The sequence below is a fragment of the Streptomyces sp. WI03-4A genome (genome assembly GCF_033792105.1).
Taxonomy (GTDB): Bacteria; Actinomycetota; Actinomycetes; order Streptomycetales; family Streptomycetaceae; genus Streptomyces; species Streptomyces collinus_A.
In genome coordinates this window covers 45899-66741 of the sequence record NZ_JARAUO010000023.1, presented here as the reverse complement: position 1 = coordinate 66741, position 20843 = coordinate 45899, and the positions used below count along the sequence as shown (strand labels likewise).

General features: G+C 73.0%; 20 protein-coding genes. 7 read left to right on the top strand and 13 right to left on the bottom strand.

The window, feature by feature from the left end; all coding sequences use genetic code 11:
- Window positions 1–103: 103 nt before the first annotated feature.
- On the bottom strand, window positions 104–1117 hold the full coding sequence (locus tag PV343_RS22930; protein WP_319148827.1) for a zinc-dependent alcohol dehydrogenase: 1014 nt from the start codon (window positions 1115–1117) through the stop codon (window positions 104–106).
- Entirely contained in the window at window positions 1114–2271 is a 1158-nt protein-coding gene (locus PV343_RS22925) for a mandelate racemase/muconate lactonizing enzyme family protein (RefSeq protein WP_319148826.1), read from the bottom strand. The genes PV343_RS22930 and PV343_RS22925 overlap by 4 nt, the downstream gene beginning before the upstream one ends.
- Before the next feature lie 200 nt (window positions 2272–2471).
- Between PV343_RS22925 and PV343_RS22920 the strand changes: the two genes are divergently transcribed.
- Together PV343_RS22920 and PV343_RS22915 are read left to right on the top strand one after the other, a co-directional pair.
- Window positions 2472–3308, top strand: a complete 837-nt coding sequence (locus PV343_RS22920; protein WP_319148825.1) for a hypothetical protein — start codon at window positions 2472–2474, stop codon at window positions 3306–3308.
- Between the two features lie 170 nt (window positions 3309–3478).
- Window positions 3479–4636, top strand: a complete 1158-nt coding sequence (locus PV343_RS22915; protein WP_319148824.1) for a serine hydrolase domain-containing protein — start codon at window positions 3479–3481, stop codon at window positions 4634–4636.
- A 58-nt stretch (window positions 4637–4694) separates the two neighbouring features.
- On the opposite strand, the gene PV343_RS22910 is transcribed toward PV343_RS22915, so the two are convergent.
- Together PV343_RS22910 and PV343_RS22905 are read right to left on the bottom strand one after the other, a co-directional pair.
- Complete coding sequence (locus PV343_RS22910) at window positions 4695–5120, bottom strand: organic hydroperoxide resistance protein (protein ID WP_319148823.1); 426 nt, start codon at window positions 5118–5120, stop codon at window positions 4695–4697.
- A 96-nt stretch (window positions 5121–5216) separates the two neighbouring features.
- Window positions 5217–6215: an NADP-dependent oxidoreductase gene (locus tag PV343_RS22905; RefSeq protein WP_319148822.1), complete on the bottom strand. Its 999-nt coding sequence runs from the start codon at window positions 6213–6215 to the stop codon at window positions 5217–5219.
- Between the two features lie 88 nt (window positions 6216–6303).
- Between PV343_RS22905 and PV343_RS22900 the strand changes: the two genes are divergently transcribed.
- On the top strand, window positions 6304–6738 hold the full coding sequence (locus tag PV343_RS22900; RefSeq protein WP_020939799.1) for a MarR family winged helix-turn-helix transcriptional regulator: 435 nt from the start codon (window positions 6304–6306) through the stop codon (window positions 6736–6738).
- Between the two features lie 23 nt (window positions 6739–6761).
- The gene (locus PV343_RS22895; RefSeq protein ID WP_319148821.1) at window positions 6762–7553 is read left to right on the top strand and encodes an EI24 domain-containing protein; all 792 of its coding nucleotides are present in this window, start codon (window positions 6762–6764) and stop codon (window positions 7551–7553) included.
- Here PV343_RS22895 and PV343_RS22890 read toward each other — a convergent pair.
- Window positions 7543–8808 carry a pyroglutamyl peptidase gene (locus tag PV343_RS22890; protein WP_319148820.1) on the bottom strand — a complete coding sequence of 422 codons (1266 nt, stop codon included), beginning with the start codon at window positions 8806–8808 and terminating at the stop codon, window positions 7543–7545. The genes PV343_RS22895 and PV343_RS22890 overlap by 11 nt on opposite strands.
- Before the next feature lie 131 nt (window positions 8809–8939).
- Here PV343_RS22890 and PV343_RS22885 point away from each other — a divergent pair, with 131 nt between their 5' ends.
- Window positions 8940–11435, top strand: coding sequence for a beta-glucosidase family protein (locus PV343_RS22885; RefSeq protein WP_415923507.1), 2496 nt, complete (start codon window positions 8940–8942; stop codon window positions 11433–11435).
- Window positions 11436–11516: 81 nt separating this feature from the next.
- Here PV343_RS22885 and PV343_RS22880 read toward each other — a convergent pair whose 3' ends face one another.
- Both PV343_RS22880 and PV343_RS22875 read right to left on the bottom strand, forming a co-directional pair.
- A complete protein-coding gene (locus PV343_RS22880) occupies window positions 11517–12488 on the bottom strand; it encodes an aldose epimerase family protein (protein WP_319148818.1) in 972 nt (323 codons plus the stop codon).
- 15 nt (window positions 12489–12503) lie between these two features.
- The gene (locus PV343_RS22875; protein WP_319148817.1) at window positions 12504–13406 is read right to left on the bottom strand and encodes an SGNH/GDSL hydrolase family protein; all 903 of its coding nucleotides are present in this window, start codon (window positions 13404–13406) and stop codon (window positions 12504–12506) included.
- Between the two features lie 256 nt (window positions 13407–13662).
- Here PV343_RS22875 and PV343_RS22870 point away from each other — a divergent pair, with 256 nt between their 5' ends.
- A complete protein-coding gene (locus PV343_RS22870; RefSeq protein ID WP_317443127.1) occupies window positions 13663–14157 on the top strand; it encodes a DUF3145 domain-containing protein in 495 nt (164 codons plus the stop codon).
- Window positions 14158–14239: 82 nt separating this feature from the next.
- On the opposite strand, the gene fabF is transcribed toward PV343_RS22870, so the two are convergent.
- The 5 genes from fabF to fasR all read right to left on the bottom strand — a co-directional run bounded on the left by fabF (window position 14240) and on the right by fasR (window position 19215).
- Window positions 14240–15502, bottom strand: a complete 1263-nt coding sequence (gene fabF / locus PV343_RS22865; protein WP_319148816.1) for a beta-ketoacyl-ACP synthase II — start codon at window positions 15500–15502, stop codon at window positions 14240–14242.
- An 85-nt stretch (window positions 15503–15587) separates the two neighbouring features.
- Window positions 15588–15836, bottom strand: coding sequence for an acyl carrier protein (locus tag PV343_RS22860; protein ID WP_133921367.1), 249 nt, complete (start codon window positions 15834–15836; stop codon window positions 15588–15590).
- A gap of 80 nt (window positions 15837–15916) precedes the next feature.
- Window positions 15917–16972, bottom strand: coding sequence for a ketoacyl-ACP synthase III (locus tag PV343_RS22855; protein WP_319148815.1), 1056 nt, complete (start codon window positions 16970–16972; stop codon window positions 15917–15919).
- 15 nt (window positions 16973–16987) lie between these two features.
- Window positions 16988–17920 (bottom strand): ACP S-malonyltransferase, encoded by a 933-nt coding sequence (locus tag PV343_RS22850; RefSeq protein WP_319148814.1) that lies wholly within the window; start codon window positions 17918–17920, stop codon window positions 16988–16990.
- Window positions 17921–18009: 89 nt separating this feature from the next.
- A complete protein-coding gene (fasR, locus tag PV343_RS22845; RefSeq protein WP_319148813.1) occupies window positions 18010–19215 on the bottom strand; it encodes a fatty acid biosynthesis transcriptional regulator FasR in 1206 nt (401 codons plus the stop codon).
- A gap of 108 nt (window positions 19216–19323) precedes the next feature.
- Between fasR and PV343_RS22840 the strand changes: the two genes are divergently transcribed.
- Window positions 19324–19977 carry a pirin family protein gene (locus PV343_RS22840; RefSeq protein ID WP_319148872.1) on the top strand — a complete coding sequence of 218 codons (654 nt, stop codon included), beginning with the start codon at window positions 19324–19326 and terminating at the stop codon, window positions 19975–19977.
- Between the two features lie 27 nt (window positions 19978–20004).
- Here PV343_RS22840 and PV343_RS22835 read toward each other — a convergent pair whose 3' ends face one another.
- Complete coding sequence (locus PV343_RS22835; RefSeq protein ID WP_319148812.1) at window positions 20005–20826, bottom strand: serine hydrolase domain-containing protein; 822 nt, start codon at window positions 20824–20826, stop codon at window positions 20005–20007.
- Window positions 20827–20843: the final 17 nt, after the last annotated feature.

Sequence of the window (20843 nt, the reverse complement as noted above, 5' to 3'; positions counted from 1 at the left end):
CGGCTCAGGGCGGAGCGGGGCCTCGGTGGTGTGGTGGAGCGAGGCCGGCCCCGGTGGTACGCCGGTCGGGGCGCCGTCAGGTCACGCCCCGGCCGGCGTACGGTCAGGGGCGGAGCAGCACCTTGCCCACCTTCGGATCCCCGGCCCCCACCAACTCGATGGCCTGCGGGAACTCGGTCAGCGGCAGCTCGTGCGTGACCAGCGGCAATGGGTCGAGCAGTCCGGCGCCGAACACCCGCACGGCGTGCGCCCAGGCGTCCGGCGGTGCCCCGAAGACGGTGTGCACCTCCAGCTGCCTGACCACCAGGTCGGTCGGGTCGAGCCCGTCCGCGCCCGGCGCCGGGATGCCGGTCAGCACCAGCCGTCCGCCGCGCCGGAGCAGTGCGGCGGCGGTGCGGGCCGCGGACGCCGACCCGGCGGTCTCGATCACCACGTCGAAGTCGTCGGGCAGGTCCTGGTCGCGGAGCCGGAAGCCGGTGGCCCCGAACCGCCGGGACAGCGCCTCCCGGTCGTCGCGCGTGCCCACCACGAGCAGCTCCGCCGGGGAGACGGCCCGCAGGAACTGCACGGCGAACATCCCGAGGGTGCCCGTGCCGACCACCGCGACCCGTTCGCCGGGCCGGGCGGCCGCCTTGAGCGCGGCGGCCGCGACGCAGGCGGCCGGTTCCAGCAGGGCGGCGGCGGTGAGGTCGGCGTCGTCCGGGAGCGGGTGCAGCAGCCGGGCGGGCAGGGTGAGCGTGGCGGCCATGGCACCCGGCTGGGTGAACCCGGTCTCCTCGTACCCGGCCGAGCACAGCGTGGTCTCGCCCGCGTGACAGCGGTCGCACACCTGGCAGTTGCGGAAGCCCTCGCCCACCACCTTGCGCCCGACGAGCGAGGCGGGCACCCCGGCGCCCACGGCCCGCACCGTCCCCGACCACTCGTGGCCGGGCGTGAGCGGGTAACGGACGTACCCCTCGGGCCGGTTGCCCTGGTACACCTCGCGGTCGCTGCCGCAGATGCCGACCGCGTGCACGGCGACCAGCGCCTCGCCCGGCGCGGGTTCCCGCGGCGTGTGGTCCTCCACCCGGTGGACGCCGGGCCCCTCGATCAGGACCTGGGCCGTCCGGCCGGTCACTGCGTGCCCTTCGGCTTGCGCTGCTCCCAGCCCTCGGCCCACAGGTCGAACCGGGCCTGCTGCTGCGGGAACTCTGCGGCCGCGTCGGTGTCCAGCTCGACGCCGAGGCCGGGCCGGTCGCTGAGGTGGAAGTAGCCGTCGACGACCTCGGGGGCGCCCTTGACGACCTTCTTGATCTCCGCGTCCGCGAAGTCGTTGAAGTGCTCCAGGATCTTGAAGTTCGGGGAGGTGAAGCCGACCTGGAGGCTCGCCGCCGTCAGCACCGGACCGCCCACGTTGTGCGGGGCGACCAGCATGTAGTGGGTCTCGGCGGTGGCCGCGAGCTTGCGCGTCTCCCAGATGCCGCCGATGTGGCCGACGTCCGGCTGGATGATGTCCACGGCCTGGCTCTCGAACAGCTCGCGGAACTCGATGCGGTCGTGGATGCGCTCACCGGTGGCGACCGGGATGTCCACCTTGGCGGCGACCTTCTCCAGTGCCTTGAGGTTCTCCGGCGGGCACGGCTCCTCCAGCCAGGCCGGCGCGAAGGGTGCCATCTCCCTGGCCAGCCGCACGGCGGTGGCGGGGGAGAAGCGGCCGTGCATCTCCAGCATCAGCTCGGCGTCAGGACCGATGGCGTCGCGCACCGCCTCGATGAGGGAGACGGCGTACAGGGTCTGCTCGTGGTCCAGCTCGAAGTGCCCGGTGCCGAACGGGTCGATCTTCAGGGCCTGGTAACCGCGCTCCACGACGCCCTGCGCGGCCTTGTGGTACGCCTCCGGCGTCCGCTCGGTCGTGTACCACCCGTTGGCGTACGCCTTCACCCGGTCGGTGACCTTGCCGCCCAGCAACTGCCACACCGGGACGCCGAGCGCCTTGCCCTTGATGTCCCAGCACGCCATCTCGACGACCGCGATGCCCGACATGACGATCTCGCCCGCGCGCCCGTAGTCGCCGTACTTCATCCGGCGCACGAGGTCCTCGACGGCGAACGGGTCCGAGCCGAGAATGTGGTTGGCCTCGGCCTCGCGCAGGTAGCCGAGCAGCGCGTCGGTGTGACCGAGCATCCGGGTCTCGCCGACTCCGGTGATCCCCTCGTCGGTGTGCACCTGGACGTAGGTCAGGTTGCGCCACGGCGTCCCGACCACGTGTGTGCTGATTCCGGTGATGCGCACGGCAGTTGCCCCTCGTTGTTCGAGATTTCGTCACACGTTCGAAATGCTGGCGTGACAGTAAGGACGGCGCGGCGGGGGTGTCAATGGGGCGAACAGGTAACAGTTTCGACAAGCATTTCGAGAACCTTTTCGGTCCCGCACCAAACCTTCACAGAGGTCCCTAGGAACGTGACCGGCGGGGAATCTAGTCTTCCGGCGTCATGGACTTCTGCCACCCGTGCCAACGGCACCTCAACGGCGCCCTTGCCTGTCCGGGGTGCGGCGCGCCAGCGCAGTCCGTTCCCGCACACGCGGCCGCTCCTGCCGCACCCACGTACGCGGGCGCGGTCGCCGCGCCGTACGGGCAGCAGACCTTCCCGGAGACACCCGCCCGGCCGTACGACGACCGGGGCGGCCCGTACGACGGCGACCGCTACGAGGACCATGACGGTCATGCCCTTCACGAGGACCACGACGGTCATGACGGCCACGAGGGCCATGACGGGCATGACCCCGGCGAGGACGCGGACGAGCCCCGGGGCCGTTCCGCCCGGCGCGACCGCAAGGCGGCCGCGCACCGGCGCAGGCGGCGCCGCCTCCTGCTGGTGGCCGCCGGGTTCGTGCTGGCGGCCGGCGGTCTGAGCCTTGCCGAACTCGGCACGGACGCCCCCTTCTCGCCCTTCTCGGGTGACAGCCCGGCGGTGACCCGGGACGCCACGGTGGACGGCGGTGCCTCCGCGTCCCCGGACCGGACGGCGGCCCCCCTCGACGTCCCGTCGGGCGCACCCGGCGAGCCGGGTGCCTCCGCCTCCGCGGACGCGTCGGCCTCCGCCTCCGCCTCCGAGTCCCCGAAGGACAAGGCGTCCAAGTCTCCGTCCGCCACCGGTGAGGCGGCCCGGCCGGCCACCACGGGCGGGGGCCCGACGGCCTCGGCACCGGCCGGTCCCGCGCCCTCCCACCCGGCGTCCACCCCGACCTCCGCCCCGACGACCTCCCAGCCGACGCCGCAGCCGTCGCCGACCAGGACGTGCAACCGGTTCCTGTGGTGGTGCACGTAGGCGGACGGCCCCGCCCTCGGCCATCCGGGGTACCGGTGACACCGGCCGGCCCGCGGACCGGTTGAGACGGACGGGTACGTCTCGTCGTACACGAACCCGGGAACGCCCGACGCCGCACCGGGCGTCGCGCACCGAGGAGCAGCGGGCAGCGGCTCAGTCGAGGAGAGCGGATGACTCAGGGGACCACCGTGCACGGCACGGTCGCCGAGGGCTTCGAAGCGGTGCGTGAGGAGTTCGCCGCCTTCGTCAGCGAGGAACGGGAGGACTACGAGGGGCAGCTGTGCGTCCATGTGCACGGCCGGCGGGTCGTCGACCTGTGGGCGGGCGAGGGCGCCGACGGGGACTCGCTGTACGGGGTCCTCTCCTCCACCAGCGGCGCCGCCCACCTCGTCACGGCCCTGCTGGTGCAGGACGGCACGCTGGAGCTGGACCGCAAGGTCACCTACTACTGGCCCGAGTTCGGCGCCGAGGGCAAGGGCGCGCTGACCCTGCGCGACCTGCTCGCGCACCGCGCCGGGCTGGTCGGCACCGACACCGGCTTCAGCGCGGCGGAGCTGGCCGACGACCGGGCGCTGGCCGAGCGCCTCGCCGACCAGCGGCCGTTCTGGCGGCCGGGCACGGCCTTCGGCCACCACGCCCTGGTGATCGGCGCGCTCACCGGTGAGGTGGTCCGGCGCGCGACGGGCCGGACCATCCAGGGGCTCTTCGAGGAGCGGGTCCGCGCTCCCTACGCCCTGGACTTCTTCCTGGGTCTGCCGGCCTCCCGCGAGCCCCGCTTCCGTACCGTCCAGCCGATGCTGCCGACCCCGGCGCAGCAGGCGGTGCTCGACGCCCTGCCGAGCGGCCCGCACGCGCTCGCCGGGATCGCCTTCAACCGGCACGCCCCCGAGCCGACCGACCTGGTGGCCCTGCCGAACGAGCGCCTCGTGCGCGCCAAGGGCCCGGCCTCGGTGGGCGGCGTCGCCTCGGCGCGCGGTCTGGCGGGCATGTACGCGGCCGTCGTCAGCGAGGTCGACGGCAAGGCGCCGCTGCTGAAGGAGGACACGGTCGCGGAGTTCGGCCAGCTGCACTCCGTCGGCCATGACCTCGTGGCGCGCGCCCACAAGGCGTTCGGCCTCGGCTTCCAGGCCACGTCCGACACCTGGTACCCGTGGCTCGGGGCGGGCTCCATCGGCCACAGCGGCGCCGGCGGCTCCCAGGCCTTCGCCGACCCGCGCGGCGGCCTGGCCTACGGCTACACGCGGCGCCGCTTCGCGTTCCCGGGCGGCGCGGCACCGGAGAACGAGCGGCTGGTGCGAGCGGTGCACCGGGCGGCGCTGGCCCGCTGAGAACGGCACGGCGGCCGCACCCCACGTCCAGGGGTGCGGCCGCCGCCGTGCGCAACGATCACTCGCCGGCGAGGGTCACGGTGATGTTCCCGCGGGTCGCCTTCGAGTAGGGGCACACCTGGTGGGCCTTCTCGACCAGGTCGCGCGCGGCGGCCTGCTCGACGTTCGGGATGTGCGCGGAGATCTCCACGATGATCCCGAAGCCGTCCTCGTTCTTGCCGATCCCGACCTTCGCGGTGACGGTCGAGCCGGAGACGTCGGCGCCCTCCTGCCGGGCGACCACGCCGAGCGCGCCCTGGAAGCAGGCGCTGTAGCCGGCCGCGAACAGCTGCTCGGGGTTGGTGCCGGCGCCGTTGCCGCCCATCTCCTTGGGCGGGTTCACGACGACGTCGAGCCTGCCGTCGTCGGTGGCGACCCGGCCGTCGCGGCCGTTCTCCGCGGTGGCGACCGCCGTGTACAGGACGTCGGACTGCTGAATGGGCATGCGGTGTCTTCCTCCTCGGTCCGCCGTGACTCGCGCCCACGATCGACGGCGGATTCGGAAAGAAGTTACCGCATCACGGAAAGCCCGGGCCAGGGGTCAGAGCTTGACGATCATCTTCCCGGTGTTGTCGCCGCGCAGGACGCCGAGGAACGCCTCCACATTGTTCTCGATGCCCTCGACGACCGTCTCGCGGTACTTCAGCGCGCCCGAGGCGACCCAGGGGCCGACCTCCTGGACGAACTGCGGCTGGAGGTCGTAGTGGTCGCCGACCAGGAAGCCCTCGATGCGGCCGCGGGTCTGGATCAGCCGGGCGAGGTTGCGCGGGCCGGGAGCCGGCTCGGTGTTGTTGTAGACGGAGATCATGCCGCAGACCGCGATCCGGCCGCCCTGGTTCAGCGAGCCGATGGCCGCCTCCAGGTGGTCACCGCCGACGTTGTCGAAGTAGACGTCGATGCCGTCGGGCGCCGCCTCGCGCAGCTGCTCGGCCACCGGGCCGTTCTTGTAGTTGAAGGCGGCGTCGAAGCCGTACTCCTCCACCAGCAGCCTGACCTTCTCGTCGGAGCCGGCCGAGCCGATGACCCGGGAGGCGCCCTTCAGCTTGGCGATCTGCCCTACCTGGCTGCCCACGGCACCCGCGGCGCCGGAGACGAACACGACGTCGCCCTCCTTGAAGGAGGCGGTGCGCAGCAGGCCGGCGTAGGCGGTCAGCCCGGTCATGCCGAGGACGCCGAGGTAGGTCGACAGGGGAGCGGCCGAGGCGTCGACCTTGACGGCGTGCTGCGCGTCCAGGGCCGCGTACTCGCGCCAGCCGAAGAAGTGCAGGACGTGGTCGCCGACGGAGAAGCCCTCGGCGTTCGAGGCGACGACCTCGCCCACCGCGCCGCCCTGCATGACCTTGCCCAGCTCGTAGGGGGCGGCGTACGACTTCGCGGCGGACATCCGGCCGCGCATGTACGGGTCCACCGAGAGGTACGCGTTGCGTACCAGGATCTGGCCCTCGCCGGGGGTCGGCACGGGCGCCTCCACCAGGGCGAAGTCCTCGGGCTTCGGCCAGCCGACGGGACGGCTCTGCAGGTGCCACTCGCGGTTGATCATGACGGGACCTTTCCGATTTACTTCAGTACCTGAAACAACCGTGCACGTGAATATTTCATGTTGTCAAGTAAGCGGGTATCCTGACGGCATGGCCACACCGCACACGACCCGTCCGGACGAACTGACCATCGAGGTCGTCCAGCTCATCGCCGAGGTGGTGGCCCGGTACCACGCGGACTACGAGGAGGCCGCCGCCGGGCACTCCCTGACCGGGGCCCAGGCGAAACTGCTCGGCCTGCTGACGCTGGAGCCGCTGCCGATGCGCAAGCTGGCCCAGAAGCTCAGGTGCGAGCCGTCCAACGTGACCGGCATCGTGGACCGCCTGGAGTCCCGGGGCCTGGTCGAGCGCCGCCCCGACCCGGGCGACCGCCGGGTGAAGGTGGCCGCCGCCACGGACGAGGGCCGGGGCGTGGCCCGTGAGCTGCGCGACGGCCTGCGCTTCGCCCGCGAGCCGCTGGCCGGCCTGTCCGACGAGGAGCGGCTGGTGCTGCGCGATCTGCTGCGGCGGATGCTCGACGCCTGAGCGCCCCAGGTAAAGTTTTGGCCATGCGTGATCTCGGGGCGGGGTTCGGTCATCTCCTGGCGGGCCAGCGGTGGGTCGGCCGGCACGGCAGGCAGTACGGGTTCGGGCTGCTGCCCGGCCTGATCACCCTGGTGCTGTACGCGGCGGCGCTCGTCGCGCTCGGCGTCTGGGGCGAGGACGGGGTGGCCTGGGCGACCCCGTTCGCCGACGACTGGTCGAGCCCCTGGCAGGGACTGTTCCGCGGGTTCCTCACCGCCGTCCTGTTCGCCCTCGGCCTGCTGCTCGCCGTGCTCACCTTCACGGCCGTGACCCTGCTCGTCGGCCAGCCCTTCTACGAGAACCTGTCGGAGAAGGTGGACGAGGACGTCTCGCCCGACGGCACCGCGCCCCGGTCGGGCCTCCCGCTCTGGCGTGAGCTGTGGATCTCGGCCCGCGACAGCCTGCGGATCCTGGTCCGGGCCCTGGTGTGGGGCGTCCTGCTCTTCGCCCTCGGCTTCCTGCCCGTCGTCGGCCAGACCGTCGTGCCCGTGCTCGGCTTCTTCGTCACCGGCTTCTTCCTCACCGAGGAGCTGACCTCCGTCGCCCTCCAGCGCCGCGGCGTCGAACTCCGCGCCCGGCTCGCCCTGCTGCGCTCCCGCAAGACCCTGGTCTGGGGCTTCGGCACCCCGCTCGGCCTGGCCTTCCTGGTCCCGTTCGTCGCGGTGTTCCTGATGCCGGGCGCGGTCGCGGGCGCCACCCTCCTCGCCCGTGAGCTGCTGGGCGAGGAGAGCGCGCGGGACGAGGCGGCCGAGGACGGCGAGCCGGTCAGTACCTGAGCGCGGCCGACGCGGCCACCGTCAGGATCGACCGCACCTGGGCGATGATGTCCAGCCGGTTGCGGACGAACTCCGGGTCGGTGACCGTGCCCGTCGCCGGGTCGGTGTTGCCGGCGCCGAACTGCAGCACGGGCGTGTGCAGATGGCCGCCGGGCAGGGTGTCGTGCAGGCCCAGGCGGTCCCGGAGCAGGGTCGCGCGGTAGGCGATCTCGTTGGAGAGGTAGTCCCCGCCGCCGCCCGCACGGGCCGCCGAGCCGGGGGTCGGCCCGTCCGGCCGTACGACGGGGGCCGTGCCGCCCGCCGGGATCTCGGTCACCTCCGTGTGGTCGTACACCGGGAACCGGCCGGTGTCCGCCGCCGTGACGGCCGCGTACGGCAGGGTCGTGGACGTCCACTGGGGCTGTGTGACCGGGTCGGCGACCGGGACGGTCCCGGTGCTCTCGACGTCGTCGTTGTCGGGGAAGCCGCCCCGCCAGGCCCCGTTGGTGCGCTCGACGTCGAAGCGCCCGACCCGGCCCTGGCTCACCGTCATGAACAGGTCGGCCCGGGGCAGGTACGGCCGCAGGGTGCGCTCCACCGTGCCGTCGGCGAAGTCCGCCCAGCGCACCGGGAACACCACGGTCTCCACCCGGGCCGGCCCCCCGGCCGTCTCGATCACCGTGCCGTCCAGCGCCAGCGCGCTCGCCCCCGAGGGGTTGGAGATGCGGATGTCGCGGTCGAGCGTGAACGGGTCGAAGCCGGTGAGCAGGATCCGCCCGAGGTGCGGCTTCCCGGGGAGCCGGACGTCGGTCTGGCCGCGCGAGGTGCGCTCCAGCCGGTCCAGCAGGGACGCGCGTTGGCCGTCGCTGAGCGCGAAGCCCGGCTGCCAGGTGCGCACGTGCCGGGCCATGCCGAGCCGGGCCCAGTACAGCGGCCGGTCGTCGTCCCGCGTCAGGTCGCCGCCCGCGGGGCCTCGCCCCTGCGCCCGGTCCACCGCGCGCCGCCACAGGGCGGCACCCTGCCGGCCGACCACGCGGCGGGCCTGCGCGTAGGTACGGGCGCGGGCCAGGTCGCGGCCGAACCGGGCGGCCGGCTCGTCGAATCCGGAGCGGCGCAGGATCTCCTGGGGCACGGCCCGGTCGAGCCGTCGCTCCTCGGCGGTGGGGGAGGGGGCCGCCGGTGCGGCGGCCGTGGCGGTGGGCGCGGCACCAGGGGCGCACAGTCCGGCCAGCAGGGCCAGTCCGAGTATGCCGAGCCGAACGCGTAAGGCAGTCAAAGGAGTTCGGGTCCTTCCGTCACAGGGGTGGAAGTGCCGTTCTGGTGCCGATACTGCCACGCGTGACGACGGTGACGTCCAGCTCGTCCCGGCGCCGCCCGGCGCGAGAGTGACGGAGCCACAGGTGACGGATGCAGGATGTGAGGGACCCAGAGGGACTTCAGCGAGGAGGTACCACCGTGGCGGAGACGGACGAGGCACGCCGGGAGAACGGCGACGAGGCCCGCGAGGCGGCCGTGGAGGCCGCGCTGGGACGGCTCGGGCTCGACGCCAAGACGCGACTGCTGGCGGGGCAGGACATGTGGACCCTGCCCGCCCTGCCGGAGATCGGCCTGCGCTCCCTGGTCATGTCCGACGGCCCGATCGGCGTCCGGGGGGTGCGCTGGACCGCCGACGACCCCTCGGTCGCCCTGCCCTCGCCCACCGCGCTCGCCGCCTCATGGGACCCGGAGCTCGCCCGCCGCGCGGGCGTGCTGCTCGCCCAGGAGGCCCGCCGCAAGGGCGTCCACGTCCTGCTCGCGCCCACCGTCAACCTGCACCGCTCCCCGCTCGGCGGCCGCCACTTCGAGGCCTACAGCGAGGACCCGTACCTGACGGGCGAGATCGGCGCCGGCTACGTCACCGGCGTCCAGTCCGGCGGCGTCGGCACCACCGTCAAGCACTTCGTCGCCAACGACGCCGAGACCGACCGCTTCACCGTCGACAACCTGGTCTCCGAACGCGCCCTGCGCGAGCTGTACCTGGCCCCCTTCGAGGCCATCGTCGAACGCGCCCGCCCCTGGGGCGTCATGACCGCCTACAACTCGGTCAACGGCACCACGATGACCGAGCACCGCCACCTGGTCGAGGAGGTCCTGCGCGGCGAGTGGGGATTCGACGGCTTCAACGTCTCCGACTGGACCGCCGCCCGCGACACCGTGGGCGCCCTCGCAGGCGGCCTCGACGTCGCCATGCCCGGCCCCGGCACGGTGTACGGCGAGGCCCTCGCCCGGGCCGTCCGGGACGGCCGCGTCACCGAGGCCGCCGTCGACGCCGCCGTACGCCGGGTCCTGCGCCTCGCGGCCCGCGTCGGCGTCCTGGACGGCGCCGACCCGGTGGTCGGTGAACCGCCCGCACCCGTCGACGGCGAGGCCCTGGCCCGGGAGATCGCCCGCCGCTCCTTCGTCCTCGTGCGCAACGAGCGCGGCGCCCTCCCGCTGAAGCCCGGCACCGTGGCCCTGATCGGCGCCGCCGCCCGCGACGCCCGCATCCTCGGCGGCGGCTCCGCCACCGTCTTCCCCACCCGGATCGTCTCCCCGCTCGACGGCCTCACCGCCGCCCTCCCCGAGGGCGCCCTCGCCTACGCCGTCGGCGCCGACCCGTCCACCGAACTCGCCGTCGCCGACCGGGGATTCACCCTCCGCGCGATCTGCCGCGACGCCGCCGGGGGCGTCCTCGGCACCGCCTCCGCGCCGGGCGGGCTGATCCAGTGGATGGGCACCGACCTTCCCGAAGGCGTCACCCACGACACCCTCCACACCGTCGAACTGACCGGTGCCTTCACCCCCCGCGAGTCCGGACCGCACACCTTCGGCATCCGCGGCATGGGCGCGTTCACGCTGACCGTCGACGGCACGACGTACTACGACGACGTCCAGCGCCCCGAGCAGGACAGCCCGTTCGAGGCGCTGTTCGCCGCCCCCGTGCCGCGCGCCCGGGTCGAACTCACGGCGGGCCGCACCGTCGACGTCTCCCTCACCTACGTCGTCCGGCTCCCCGAGGGCCTCCCCCTGAAGGCCGTCGCCTTCGCCCTCGCCCACTCCGCCCCGCCACGCGACCCCGACGAGCTGATCGCCGAGGCCGTCGCGGCCGCCCGCCGAGCCGACACGGCCGTCGTCATGGTCGCCACCACCGACCGCGTCGAGTCGGAGGGCTTCGACCGCACCGACCTCGGGCTGCCCGGCCGCCAGGACGACCTGGTCCGCGCCGTCGCCGCCGCCAACCCGAACACGGTGGTCATCGTCAACTCCGGCTCCCCGGTCGAACTGCCCTGGCGGGAGGAGGTCGCCGCCGTGCTGCTGACCTGGTTCCCCGGTCAGGAGGGCGGCGCCGCCCTCGCCGACGTCCTGACCGGCGCGCACGAGCCCGGCGGCCGGCTCCCCACCACCTGGGGATCCCTCGCCGACGCCCCCGTCACCCAGGTCGTCCCCGTGGACGGCGAGCTGCCCTACACCGAGGACCTGTTCATCGGCCACGCCGCCTGGGAGAAGGCCGGCCGCACCCCCGCCTACCCGTTCGGGCACGGCCTCTGCTACACCGACTGGGCCTACGAGTCCCTGGAGGTCGACGGCACCACCGCGCGCGTCCGCGTCCGCAACACCGGCACCCGGCCGGGCCGCGAGGTCGTGCAGCTCTACCTGGCCCCCGAGGAGCCCGGCGCCGGACGCCCGGCACGCCGCCTCGCGGGGTTCGCGGGCGCCGAGGCCGGACCCGGCGAGAGCGTCGAGGTGAGCGTCGAACTGCCCCGCCGCGCCTTCGAGAGCTGGGATGAGACGGCGAAGGACTGGGTAATTGTGAAGGGTTCGTACGAGATCGCCGCCGGCCGCTCGATCACGGACCGCAGGCTGACCGCGCCGATTAACGTCTGATCCGGGACAAGTCCCCCACGAGCAGCCCCGGTCCGGGACCTGACACCCGGACCGGGGCTCGGCCCCGGTCCGCGCCCGGCCCTAGCGCGCCGAGAAGCCGTACACCGTCTCGGACCGGAAGACCTCTCCCGGGCGCAGCTCGGTGGTCGGGAAGTCCGGGCGGTTGGGGGAGTCCGGGTAGTGCTGGGTCTCCAGGGCGATGCCGTCGTGCGGGGCGAACGGCTCGCCCAGGTGGTCGGCGGTGTAGAGCTGCAGGCCCGGCTCGGTGGTGGCCACCGTGAGCACCCGGCCTGACCTCGGGTCGTGCAGCTCGGCGACCTCCTCGGCCGCCCCCGTCACGCCCTTGTCCAGCACCATGTTGTGGTCGTAGCCGGAACCCACCTTGCGGGCCGTACGGAAGTCGAAGCGTGAGCCGGTCACGTCCTGCGAGACACCGGTCGGGATCAGGTCCGGCCCGACCGGGGTGTACCGGGAGGCGGCCAGCCGCAGCTCGTGACCGCCCGCGTCGCCGGAACCGGCCAGGTTCCAGTACGTGTGGTTGGTGAGGTTCACGACGGTCGGCGCGTCCGTGACGGCCTCGTAGGCGATCCGCAGCGCCCCCGACTCCTGCAGCGTGTACGTCGCCGCCACCTCCAGCCGGCCCGGGAACCCCTCCTCGCCGTCCGGGCTCACCCGGGTCAGCCGCACCCCGTGCTCGACCGGTTCGACGTCCCACACCCGCTTGTCGAAACCGCGCTCACCGCCGTGCAGCGAGTTGGGCCCGTCGTTCGCCGCCAGCGTGCAGTCGCGGCCCTCCAGGGTGAAGCGGGCGCCCCCGATGCGGTTGGCGTACCGGCCGACCAGCGCCCCGAGGAACGGCTCCGGGTGCTCCAGATAGCCGTCGAGCCCGGCGAACCCCAGCACTACGTCCGCCGTGCGCCCGTCCCGGTCCGGGACCTCGACCGACTGGACGATCCCGCCGTAGGACAGCACGCGCACCCGCACCCCGGACCGCTCCAGCGTCCAGCGGTGCACCGGGGTGCCGTCGGAAAATGTGCCGAAGAGTTCACTCATGTGGGAAACCCTAGGTCACGGTTTCACGGCGGTCACCGTGCGGTAGGCGATCTCGGCGAGTCGGGCCTGCCCGTCCCGGCTCGGGTGGAACCAGTCCCAGTGGCTGAGCTGTTCGGTGCCGAAGCGGTAGTCGAACACGGCGTTGCGGTCGAAGCGGCAGCGGCGGTCCTTGCCGCAGACGTCCTTCAGCACCTCGTTGTACTCCTCCACCCGCTGCTGCACCGTGTCCCGCCGCACCACGGCCGCCCGGGTGAGGTCGTCGGCGTCGCTCAGCATCGACGGGCAGATGCCCAGCTTCCACACCTGCTTGCCCAGCGGGTTCGTCCGCCCCTGGGACCACAGCCGCTTCAGGTTCGGCACGCTCGCCACGTACACCTGCGCCTTGGGCACCGTCGCCCGCAAGGTGGCCAGCGACTCCTCGAACCCCGCGCGAAAGTCGGCCACCGACGTCATGGCGGAGGCCGACGCACGGCACGCGTCGTTCGCCCCGACCATCACCGTCACCAGCTGCGGGCCCTTGGCCGCCGCCCGGGCCATCTGGCCCGGCAGGTCGGACATCCGGGCACCGGTCTCCGCGTAGTTCCAGCTGTGCCCGGCCGCGCCCGCCGCGCCCAGCAGCCGCACCGCCAGGCTGTCGACCCCGACGTCACTGCCCGTCGCCCACGACACCTCGGGGCAGTCGGAGAGCACCGCGCAGGCGTCGAAACCGCGGGTGATGGAGTCGCCGACCGCCGCGACCGAGTCCGGGCTGCGGTTCCACACCGGCGCGGGTCTCGACGCGGAGCGGGACGCGCCGGACCCGGGGTCCTCGGTGCCGTCCGCGCCACCCCCGCCGAACGCGTCACACCCGGCCGTCGCCAGCACGGCCGTCACCACGACGGCGAGTGCGGCCCGCGCACGGAGCCCACGCTTCCGCATGCCTGCTGATCCCCTCGGTCGACGGTGTACTGCTCACTCCCATAACAACGTGCGAGGGTTCCCGGCCGTGGACCTTGGAACGGCGCACCCCCGTACAAGCGTCCCCCTGGGTGAATGGCGGGAGTTTCCTGGCACCGGGACCGACGGTACGTCACACTCCTTGCGCCCCCGCAAGGTAGCCTCGCCATCAACGCGGCCGTCGTGCCACTGCCGCCCCGCCAGTCCGCAAGATGTCCCGCTCTGCCCGGAGGTTCCGGTGACGACACGTGGAGTTCTGTACGTGCACTCCGCGCCGCGCGCGCTGTGTCCGCACGTCGAGTGGGCCGTGGCCGGGGTGCTCGGCACACGCGTCAGCCTGGACTGGATCCGGCAGCCCGCGGCCCCCGGCACCTGGCGCTCGGAGTTCTCCTGGCAGGGCGAGGTCGGCACGGCCTCCAAACTCGCCTCCGCGCTGCGCGGCTGGCACCTGCTGCGCTTCGAGGTGACCGCCGAGCCCTGCGCCACCGCCGAGGGCGAGCGCTACAGCTGCACCCCCGACCTGGGCATCTTCCACGCCGTCACCGGCATCCACGGCGACATCCTCATCCCCGAGGACCGCCTGCGCGCGGCCCTGCAGCGCAGCCGGCGCGAGGAGACCGACCTGGAGGCCGAGCTGTCCAGACTCCTCGGCAAGCCCTGGGACGACGAGCTGGAGCCGTTCCGGTACGCGGGGGAGGGCGCCCCGGTGCGCTGGCTGCACCAGGTCGTCTGAGACGGCCGAGACGTCTGGGCCCGGGCCGGGACAGAGACGGGAAAGGGCCCCCACCGTTCGGTGGGGGCCCTTCCTCATGGGCTCAGATGGTGCGGAACGCCAGCACCACGTTGTGGCCGCCGAAGCCGAACGAGTCGTTCAGCGCGGCGATACGGCCCTCGGGCAGCGACCGGGGCTCGCCCACGACCACGTCGGCGTTGACCTCGGCGTCCAGCTCGCGCACGTTGATGGTCGGCGGAGCCGTGCGGTTGACCAGCGCCAGGATCGACGCGACGGTCTCGATGCCGCCGGCACCACCGAGCAGGTGACCGGTCATCGACTTGGTCGCCGAGATGGCCATGTGGTCGACGTCGTCGCCGAACACCTTGCGCAGCGCCTTGATCTCCGCGACGTCGCCCTGCGGCGTTGAGGTGGCGTGCGCGTTCACGTGCACGATCTCGGCCGGCTTCAGGTCGGTGTTGTCGAGCAGGTTCTGCAACGCGTGCGCGATGCCGTTGCCGGACGGCTCGGGCTGCGTGATGTGGTGGCTGTCGGCGGAGATGCCCTGGCCGACCGCCTCCGCGTAGACCCGGGCGCCGCGGGCCTTCGCGTGCTCCTCGGACTCCAGGACGATCACACCGGCGCCCTCGCCGAGCACGAAGCCGTCACGGCCCGAGTCGTAGGGGCGGGACGCGCCCTGCGGGTCGTCGTTGTTCTTGGACATCGCCATCATGTTGCCGAACGCGGCGATCGGCAGCGGGTGGATGGCGGCCTCGGTGCCACCGGCCACGACCACGTCCGCACGCCCGGTGCGGATCATCTCGATCGCGTACCCGATGGCCTCGGCGCCGGAGGCGCAGGCCGAGACGGGGGTGTGCACACCGGCGCGGGCACCCAGCTCGATACCGACGTTGGCCGCCGGGGAGTTGGGCATCAGCATCGGCACGGTGTGCGGGGAGACGCGGCGTACGCCCTTCTCCTTGAGGATGTCGTACTGGTCCAGGAGCGTCGTCACGCCGCCGATGCCGGAGGCGATGACCGCACCGAGACGGTCGGGGTTCACGGACGTGTCCTCACCGGCCTTGGCGGTGAAACCGGCGTCCTTCCAGGCCTCCTGAGCGGCGATCAGCGCGAACTGCGCGGACCGGTCCAGCTTGCGGGCCTGCGGGCGGGGGATGACCTCCCCCGGCTCGACGGCGATCTGCGCGGCGATGCGGACCGGCAGCTGTGCCGCCCACTCCTGCTCCAGGAGGCTGACGCCGGACCGGCCGGCGACGAGGGCCTCCCAGGTCGAAACTACGTCGCCACCCAGCGGTGTGGTTGCGCCGATACCGGTGACGACCACGGTGCGATTGGTCGGGCTCACGGGAATTCTTTCTCCAACGGATGCGGGATTCTACGGCGCCACCGCCGGGTGGCGGGGCCTAGCAGCCTGTGGCCTGAGGGGTGACTCAGGCCTGGTGCTTGAGGATGTAGTTGGTGGCGTCACCAACGGTCTTGAGGTTCTTGACGTCCTCGTCCGGGATCTTCACGTCGAAGCGCTCCTCGGCGGCGACGACGACCTCGACCATGGACAGCGAGTCGACGTCCAGGTCGTCGGTGAAGGACTTGTCCAGCTGGACGTCCTCGGTGGGGATCCCGGCGATCTCGTTCACGATCTCGGCGAGACCGGCGACGATCTCTTCCTGAGTGGCGGCCATGTCAGGCGCTCCTTCTTCGATGTTCCAGACGGTTTGTGGCAGTTGTCCCCTGCCGGACCGCATGATCCGGCACGGAGTGCCTAGGGGAGGGTAACGACCGTGGCGGCGTAGACGAGACCCGCCCCGAATCCGATGACGAGCGCGGTGTCGCCGCTCTTCGCCTCGCCGGTCGCCAGGAGCCGCTCCATCGCGAGCGGGATCGAGGCGGCCGACGTGTTGCCGGTGGTGCGGATGTCACGGGCGACCATGACGTGCTCCGGCAGTTTCAGCGTCTTCACCATCGAGTCGATGATCCGCACGTTGGCCTGGTGCGGGATGAAGACGTCCAGTTCGTCCGCGGTGATTCCGGCCGCGTCCAGCGCCTGCTGGGCGACCTTCGCCATCTCGAACACGGCCCAGCGGAACACCGCCTGGCCCTCCTGCGTGATCGCAGGGAACTTGATGTTGCCCTCGGTGTCGACGGGCAGGTCAGCGGGGGTGTCCGCGCCCGCGCTGAGCCGGGCGTTGGGGAAGAACCGGTCCCACGTGACGGTCTGCTTGATGGTCCCCGACTTGTCGCCCTCGGAGCCCCAGACGGTCGGGCCGATCGCGGGCTCCTTGGAGGGGCCGACCACGACCGCGCCGGCACCGTCGCCGAACAGGAAGGCCGTGGCCCGGTCCTCCAGGTCGGTCAGGTCGCTGAGCCGCTCCACGCCGATGACCAGCACGTACTCGGCGGAGCCCTCCACCACCATGCCCTTGGCGAGCGTGAGGCCGTAGCCGAAGCCCGCGCAGCCCGCCGAGATGTCGAAGGCGGCGGCCTTGTCGGTGCCCAGCTTGTCGGCGATCTCGGTGGCGACGGCCGGCGTCTGCGCGAAGTGCGAGACGGTGGAGACGACCACGGCGCCGATCCGCTCGGCGGTGATGCCCGCGTCGGCGATCGCCTTGCCCGCGGCCTCGAGGGACATCGCGGCGACCGTCTCCTCGGGGCCCGCCCAGTGCCGGGTCTCGATGCCGGAGCGCGAACGGATCCACTCGTCGGACGAGTCGATCTTCTCCAGGATCACCTCGTTGGGCACGACCCGGGTCGGGCGGTAGCCGCCGACGCCGAGGATGCGCGCGTACGGGGCGCCCTTGCTGGGCTTGATCTTCGCCATGGTCGGTACGGCTCCTTAGGCGTCGGCGTCGGCGTGCTCGGCGATGAGCGCACGGGCCGCGTCGAGATCGTCGGGGGTCTTCAGGGCGAGCGTCCTGACACCGGGCAGGGCCCGCTTGGCCAGGCCGGTCAGCGTGCCGCCCGGGCACACCTCGATGAGCGCCGTGACGCCCAGCGCCTTGAACGTCTCCATGCACAGGTCCCAGCGCACCGGGTTGGCGACCTGGCCGACCAGCCGCTCCAGCACCTCGGCGCCGGTCTCGACGGTCCGGCCGTCCTTGTTGGAGACGTAGGTGACCTTCGGGTCGGCGGGCGACAGCGCCGCGGCCGCCTCGGCCAGCGTCTCGACGGCGGGAGCCATGTGCCGGGTGTGGAAGGCGCCGGCGACCTTGAGCGCGACGACCTTGCGGACGCCCTCGGGCATGTCCTCGTTCAGCGCGGCGAGCTGCTCCAGCGTGCCGGCGGCGACGATCTGGCCCGCGCCGTTGATGTTCGCCGGGGTGAGGCCCAGCTTCTCCAGATGCGCGACGGAGACGTCGGGGTCGCCGCCGAGCAGCGCCGACATGCCGGTCTGGGTGATGGCGGCGGCGTCGGCCATGGCCAGACCCCGTGTGCGTACCAGACGCAGCGCGGCGGCGTCGTCGAGGACGCCCGCGAAGGCGGCGGCGGTGATCTCGCCGACGCTGTGACCGGCGACCGCGCCCGGGGCGAGCTCGGAGATGTCACCGAGTGCCGCGGCGGACAGGATGCCGGCGGCGACCAGCAGCGGCTGGGCCACCGAGGTGTCGCGGATGGCGTCCGCGTCGGCCTGGGTGCCGTAGTGGACCAGGTCCAGACCGATGGCGTCCGACCACGCGGCGACGCGGTCCGAGGCACCGGGGAGGTCGAGCCAGGGAGTCAGGAAGCCAGGCGTCTGGGCGCCCTGGCCGGGAGCGACGAGTACGAGCACTCTCACACTCTCTCTTGGGGACGGCCACGGCCGCCCGTGGGGACAGGGACGAAGAACACGGGGGGCTTTTGTGGGCCCCCGACAAAAGCCTAGGGTTGGGCGTCTCCATCAGCCAGACGCCCCAGGATCAGCGCGATCCGCAGTGTGAACGCGGATCGTACATCCGACGGCGACCAGCCGGTGACGTCTGTCACACGTCGGAGCCGGTAGCGCACGGTGTTCGGGTGAACGAAGAGCATCCTGGCCGCGCCCTCCAGGCTGCTCGCCTGCTCCAGGTAGACACTCAGGGTTTCCAGGAGCGCCGAGCCCGCCTCCTCCAGCGGTCTGTAGATCTCCTCCACCACCTGCTCGCGGGCGCTCGGATCGCCCGCGATGGCGCGCTCCGGCAGCAGATCGTCCGCCAGCACCGGGCGCGGGGCGTCCTGCCAGGCGGAGCACGCCTTCAGCCCGGCCGCCGCGGCCTGCGCGGAGCGGGTGGCGGCCAGCAGGTCGGGCACGACGGGCCCGGCGACCACCGGCCCGGCGGCGTACGGCCCGATCAGCGACCTGGCGACGGCGAGCGGGTTGGGGTTGCCACCCGCGATGACGACGAGCCGGTCCCCGAGCACTCCGGTGAGCACCTGGAGCTTGGCGTGGCGCGCGGCCCGCCGGATGGCCTCGACGGTCAGCTCGCTGTCCCCGTCGGGCGCGGTCCCGAGCACCACGCACACGTGCTCCGGGGAGTTCCAGCCGAGCGCGGCGGCCCGGCTCACGGCGCCCTCGTCGGCCTCCCCGCTGAGCACCGCGTTGACGACCAGCGACTCCAGGCGCGCGTCCCAGGCACCGCGTGCCTCGGCGGCCTGCGCGTACACCTGCGCGGTGGCGAAGGCGATCTCCCGCGCGTACACGAGCAGCGCCTCGCGCAGCACCCGCTCGTCGCCCGGGGCCGCGACCTCGTCGATGGCGGACTCCATCACCTCGATGGTGGTCCGCACCATCTCGACGGTCTGCCGCAGCGTGATGGCCCGGGTGAGCTCGCGGGGCGCCGTCCCGAAGACGTCTGTGGAGATCGCCTGGGGCGCGTCGGGGTGCCGGAACCACTCGGTGAAGGCCGCGATGCCCGCCTGGGCCACGAGCCCGATCCAGGAACGGTTCTCCGGGGGCATGGCCCGGTACCACGAGAGCGTCTCGTCCATGCGCGCGATGGCCTGCGCGGCGAGGCTCCCGGAGGACTTCTCCAGCCGCTTCAGGGTCGCCGAGTGCGGATGCGCGGGCCGTGCTGCGGGGTCGCTGTGACGGGTTACGGGTTCGGGCACGGGGACAAGACTGCCTTATCCGGACGGGAGCGTGCGCCGCCGGGGTCGCGAGCGGGATGCGCCGGGGGACCGGCGGCGGCCCCGGCGCCGTCTACGGTGGTGCCCGTGATGGACGTACGGCGCGCCGCGGAGCGCTATCGCGGAGGGGATCCGGAGGCCGGGATCGACACCCGCCACGCCTTCTCCTTCGGCCCGCACTACGACCCCGGCAACCTGCGCTTCGGGGCGGTGATCGCCTGCAACGAGGAGCGGCTGGCGCCCGGCGCCGGCTTCGACGAGCACCCGCACAGCCACACGGAGATCGTGACCTGGGTGGTCGAGGGCGAGCTGACCCACCGCGACTCCACCGGCCGCGCGAGCAGGGTCGGTCCCGGCGACGTCCAGCACCTCAGCGCCGCCGCGGGTGTCCGGCACGTGGAGCGCAACGACTCCGGCCGCCCCCTGACCTTCGTCCAGATGTGGCTCGCGCCGCTGGCTCCGGGCGGGGAGCCGTCGTACGACGTCGTCCGGGGCATCGCGGACTCCACCCCGTACGCCGTCCCGGCCGCCGGGGCGATGCTGCACGTGCGGCGGCTGGCCCCGGGCGAGCGGACCGCGGTGCCGGACGCGGCGCTGGTCTACGCGCACGTGGTGCGCGGCGAGATCGGCCTCGGCGAGGAGCGGCTCGGCCCCGGGGACTCGGCGCGGATCACCGGGGAGCGGGACCTGGCCGCGGTGGGCGTCACGGCGGCGGAACTGCTGCTGTGGGAGATGACGGCCTGACGGCCCCTGCCGGCGCCGCTGCCGGGGTCAGCCCCGCGCCGAGGCCAGCACGGCGTCGGTGAACGCCGGCCACGCCTCGGTCGCCCAGGGCCCGAACGCCCGGTCCGTCAGGGCGACCGCGGCCAGCCCCGCGTCCGGATCGATCCACAGGAACGTGCCGGACTGGCCGAAGTGCCCGAAGGTCCGGGGCGAGGACGAACCGCCCGTCCAGTGCGGCGACTTGGCGTCCCGGATCTCGAAGCCCAGCCCCCAGTCGTTCGGGTTCTGGTGCCCGTAGCCCGGCAGCACCCCCTTGGTCCCCGGGTACTGCGTGCTCATCGCCTCGGCCACGGTCCGCGGGTCCAGCAGCCGCGGCGCCTGCACCTCCGCCGCGAACCGCAGCAGATCCTCCACGGTCGAGACGCCGTCCTTCGCGGGGGAGCCCTCCAGCGAGGTCGCGGTCATCCCCAGCGGCGCCAGCACCGCCTGCCGCAGGTACTCGGCGAAGGGGATGTCCGTCGCCTTGGCGATGTGGTCCCCGAGCTGCTCGAACCCGGCGTTGGAGTACAGCCGGCGCTCCCCGGGCGGGGCCATCACCCGGTGCTCGTCGAAGGCCAGCCCGGAGGTGTGGGCGAGCAGGTGCCGGACGGTCGACCCGGGCGGCCCGGCCGGCTCGTCCAGCTCGACGGCACCCTCCTCGTACGCGACGAGCGCCGCGTACGCGGCGAGCGGCTTGGTCACCGAGGCCAGCGGGAAGCGGTGCCCGACGGGTCCGTGCGTCCCGAGCACGGTGCCGTCCGCCCGGACCACACCCGCGGCGGCGGTGGGGACGGGCCAGTTCTCGATCAGCGCCAGACTCTGCAACGACATGCCGGCGAGCCTAGTGC

Bases quoted from the DNA above. Each gene is read 5' to 3' on its own strand.
- PV343_RS22875 (WP_319148817.1), bottom strand. From the start codon at position 13,406: ATGCGGAAGCGTGGGCTCCGTGCGCGGGCCGCACTCGCCGTCGTGGTG.
- PV343_RS22855 (WP_319148815.1), bottom strand. From the start codon at position 16,972: ATGGCGAAGATCAAGCCCAGCAAGGGCGCCCCGTACGCGCGCATCCTC.
- PV343_RS22910 (WP_319148823.1), bottom strand. From the start codon at position 5,120: ATGCCCATTCAGCAGTCCGACGTCCTGTACACGGCGGTCGCCACCGCG.
- PV343_RS22895 (WP_319148821.1), top strand. From the start codon at position 6,762: ATGCGTGATCTCGGGGCGGGGTTCGGTCATCTCCTGGCGGGCCAGCGG.
- PV343_RS22920 (WP_319148825.1), top strand. From the start codon at position 2,472: ATGGACTTCTGCCACCCGTGCCAACGGCACCTCAACGGCGCCCTTGCC.
- PV343_RS22835 (WP_319148812.1), bottom strand. From the start codon at position 20,826: ATGTCGTTGCAGAGTCTGGCGCTGATCGAGAACTGGCCCGTCCCCACC.
- PV343_RS22915 (WP_319148824.1), top strand. From the start codon at position 3,479: ATGACTCAGGGGACCACCGTGCACGGCACGGTCGCCGAGGGCTTCGAA.
- PV343_RS22905 (WP_319148822.1), bottom strand. From the start codon at position 6,215: ATGATCAACCGCGAGTGGCACCTGCAGAGCCGTCCCGTCGGCTGGCCG.
- PV343_RS22860 (WP_133921367.1), bottom strand. From the start codon at position 15,836: ATGGCCGCCACTCAGGAAGAGATCGTCGCCGGTCTCGCCGAGATCGTG.
- PV343_RS22900 (WP_020939799.1), top strand. From the start codon at position 6,304: ATGGCCACACCGCACACGACCCGTCCGGACGAACTGACCATCGAGGTC.
- PV343_RS22885 (WP_415923507.1), top strand. From the start codon at position 8,940: ATGCAGGATGTGAGGGACCCAGAGGGACTTCAGCGAGGAGGTACCACC.
- PV343_RS22840 (WP_319148872.1), top strand. From the start codon at position 19,324: ATGGACGTACGGCGCGCCGCGGAGCGCTATCGCGGAGGGGATCCGGAG.
- PV343_RS22880 (WP_319148818.1), bottom strand. From the start codon at position 12,488: ATGAGTGAACTCTTCGGCACATTTTCCGACGGCACCCCGGTGCACCGC.